Source organism: Paenirhodobacter sp. (genome assembly GCF_041916475.1).
Lineage (GTDB): Bacteria > Pseudomonadota > Alphaproteobacteria > Rhodobacterales > Rhodobacteraceae > Rhodobacter.
Genome location: NZ_JAYRZN010000079.1, coordinates 1 through 3,191, shown reverse-complemented (window position 1 = coordinate 3,191; position 3,191 = coordinate 1). Strand labels below are relative to the sequence as shown.

The 3,191-nt window shown below is 68.3% G+C and carries 4 protein-coding genes and 1 pseudogene; 3 read left to right on the top strand and 2 right to left on the bottom strand.

Translation table 11 applies throughout. The features are described from left to right. Positions 1 to 100 (top strand): annotated as a pseudogene (locus ACOMG5_RS17550) (IS5/IS1182 family transposase); the annotation flags it as partial. 85 nt (positions 101 to 185) lie between these two features. Beyond that, positions 186 to 980, top strand: coding sequence for a pyrroline-5-carboxylate reductase family protein (locus ACOMG5_RS17545; RefSeq protein WP_420345074.1), 795 nt, complete (start codon positions 186 to 188; stop codon positions 978 to 980). A gap of 46 nt (positions 981 to 1,026) precedes the next feature. On the opposite strand, the gene ACOMG5_RS17540 is transcribed toward ACOMG5_RS17545, so the two are convergent. Both ACOMG5_RS17540 and ACOMG5_RS17535 read right to left on the bottom strand, forming a co-directional pair. Then, on the bottom strand, positions 1,027 to 2,139 hold the full coding sequence (locus ACOMG5_RS17540) for a branched-chain amino acid aminotransferase (RefSeq protein ID WP_420345073.1): 1,113 nt from the start codon (positions 2,137 to 2,139) through the stop codon (positions 1,027 to 1,029). A 174-nt stretch (positions 2,140 to 2,313) separates the two neighbouring features. Beyond that, a complete protein-coding gene (locus tag ACOMG5_RS17535; protein WP_420345072.1) occupies positions 2,314 to 2,871 on the bottom strand; it encodes a LuxR C-terminal-related transcriptional regulator in 558 nt (185 codons plus the stop codon). A 118-nt stretch (positions 2,872 to 2,989) separates the two neighbouring features. Here ACOMG5_RS17535 and ACOMG5_RS17530 point away from each other — a divergent pair. Continuing rightward, positions 2,990 to 3,191: CoA-transferase (locus tag ACOMG5_RS17530; protein WP_420344577.1), on the top strand; the 202-nt coding region annotated here is incomplete at its 3' end.

The following is a 3,191-nucleotide window of genomic DNA, read 5'->3' as shown; positions in this document are numbered from 1 at the left end:
CCGCCTCAAGGACTGGCGGCGGGTCGCCACACGATACGACCGATGTCCGGAAACCTTCTTCTCCGCGATCATGCTCGCCGCAACCGTCTTGTTCCGGCTGTCAAAAGCAATGAGTCTGGGCCCTGGCCGCCTTGCCGTTCTCCCCGGGCCGCGGCATCCTGTGCCATCGGCTCGGAGAGCATTGCATGACAGACACGACCATCACACTGATCGGCGCCTCGGGCTGGCTTGGCCGTGCGCTCGGGCCTGCGCTGCTGCGCAAAGGGCTGATCCGGCCGGAGAACCTCATTTGCGCGAACCGCAGCGGCCCATCCCCCACCTATGCGGGCTGGCCCGGGCTGCGCTGGGAAACCGTGCCGGCGCGGGCGGTGGAGGGCGCGCAGGCGGTGGTGCTCTCGCTGCGCCCTGATGAATTCCGCGCGGCAGACATCCCCTGCGCGGGGCGGCTGGTGCTGTCGTTCATGGCGGGGGTGAGCTGCGCCGAGATCCGGGCGCGGACGGGGGCGCGCGCGGTGATCCGGGCGATGCCGAATGCCGCGATGGAGATCGGCCGCTCCTACACGCCGTGGTACGCGGCACCCGAGGCCACGGCTGCGGATCTGCGCCTCACCGAGGGGATCATCGGTGCCTGCGGCCATGGTGATGCCCTGGAAAACGAGGATCAGGTGCTGGTGCTCACCGCGCTGTCGGGGGCGGGGCCGGCCTATGCCGCGCTGATGGCGCAGGCTCTGCTCGATGCGGCCGAGGCGGCGGGGTTGCCCTCCGGGGTCGCGCAGGCGGCGGTGGAGGCCGTGGTTTGCGATGCGCCGGCGCTGCTCAGCGGGCGGATTGGCGAAGCGGGGGCGATGGTCAAGGAATTCGTGGACTATCGCGGTACCACGGCGGCGGCGCTGAGCGCGGCACAAGAGGCGGGCTTCGCCGAGGCTCTGCGCGCGGCGCTCGCCGCCGGGGCGGCGAAAGCGCGTGCGATGGCGGGCTGAGGGCCCGGGCGCCTCAGCACCCGGGCTGCAGCACGGTATATGGGCCTCAGCCGACGGTATGAACCCAGCCGTGCGGGTCGGCGAGGACGCCGCGCTGGATGCCGGTCAGCTTCTGACGCAGCGCCTCGGTCACCGGGCCGCCCTGGCCATCGCCGATGCGGAATTCGCCGCCGCGGAACTTCACCGTGCCGATCGAGGCCACGACCGCCGCCGTACCGCAGGCGAAGGCCTCGGTCATGCGGCCGCTGGCGGCATCGGCCTGCCATTCGGCGAAGGAATAATGCCGCTCGGTCAGCGGGACGCCGCTGTCTTTCGCAAGCTCGATCAGCGATTTGCGGGTGATGCCGGGCAAGATCGTGCCGAGCTCGGGGGTGATGATGCTGCCATCCTCGAACACGAAGAAGATGTTCATGCCGCCCAGTTCCTCGACCCAGGCATGCTCGGCCGCATCGAGGAACACCACCTGATCGCAGCCGTTGTCATAGGCCTCGGATTGCGCAACCAGGCTCGCGGCATAGTTGCCGCCGCATTTCGCGGCCCCGGTGCCGCCACGCGCGGCGCGCGTGTAATCCGTGGAGACCCAGATCGAGACCGGCTTCGCGCCGCCCTTGAAATACGGGCCCACCGGCGAGGCAATGACACAGAAGATATATTCATGCGCCGGGCGCACCCCCAGGAAGGGCTCGGAGGCGAACATGAACGGGCGCAGGTACAGGCTCGCGCCTTCGCCCTCGGGCACCCATTTCGCATCCTGCGCGATCAGCCCCTCGACCGCGGCGATGAAATCCGCCTCGCTGATTTCGGGCATCGCCATGCGCCGGGCGGAGGCGTTGAAGCGCCGCGCATTCTCCTGCGGGCGGAACAGCACGACCTTGCCCTCGGCATTGCGATAGGCCTTCATCCCCTCGAAGATCTCCTGCGCGTAATGCAGCACCGCGCTGGCCGGGTCGATCTGGAACGGCGCGCGCGCGGTGATGCGCGCGGAATGCCAGCCCTTGCCCTCGCTCCACTGGATGACGGCCATATGGTCGCTGAACAGCGTGCCGAAGCCCAGATGGCCGAAGGCTTCGAGGCGCGCGGCCTCCGGCATCGGGGTGGTGTTGGGCTGGATGTCGAAGGCCAGCGGGGCGGAAGCAGTGTTCGTCAGTGTCTGTGCCATTTCATGACCTGGTCTAGGGCGGGGTCCGTGGCCGCGATCCGGTGCGTCATGCAGGCGGGGAGTCTACGGTCGTTATGCAACCTGCCGGTTTCGACGGCTTTGTAAAGTACCGATGCTCACTGTGCAAAGGCTTATGCGGGGCAAAGGCAAAGGCAGGCGCGTGCCGCGGCGTCGCTAGCTGCTCGACAGCAGCCGGTGGATCAGCTCGGCGCTGTTGCGCACGTTCATCTTGCGGATCATGTTGGCGCGGTGCACCTCCACCGTGCGCGGCGAACAGGCGAGTGCGGCGGCGATCTCCTTGCTGGTGAAGCCGTTCACCAGATAGCCCGCCACCCGCTTCTCGGCCGGGGTGAGCGGGGCGGGGCCTGCCAGCGCCGCATCCAGCGGCCGGTAGGACCAGACCGCCAGCCGCTCCGGCGCGCCGCTATCCAGCGTGCGGCCGCGCCCCTCCATCCAGACCACGCGGCCATCCTTGCGCCGCATGAAGCGCTCATCGCGGTAGAAGCTGTCGCGCTGCATCGCCAGGTGCGCCCGGCTGCCGATCAGCGCGTAATCCGCGGGGCCGGGATAAAGGACCCGGATCGACTGCCCCTCGATCTCCCGCGCGCTCCAGCCGAACACTTCCGCGACCAGATCGTTCGCGCGCAGCACGATCCGTTCGGCCAGCACCAGGGTAGCGTCGGGGGCATAGCGGAAGCCGATGCGGTCCAGGTCCTGGCTGCTGGGGGTCATCGCGGCTCTCTACGTAGGGATCTACGTATTCTTACGGATTTTGGCGCGCGCTGAAAAGAGACAGGATGCGCCCTGCCGGAGCCGCGCGCCTTGCGCCGCCCGGGCCTGGGAGGGGTTTATGTCGAAGGTATATATGTCCGCGTCGGCGGCTCTTGACGGGCTTTTGTCTGACGGGATGACGCTGGCTGCGGGCGGGTTCGGGCTTTGCGGGATCCCGGAGCTTCTGATCGATGCGCTGGTGGCGAGCGGGGTGAAGGATCTGACGATCGCGTCGAACAATTGCGGGGTCGACGGGTTCGGGCTCGGCAAGCTTCTGGACA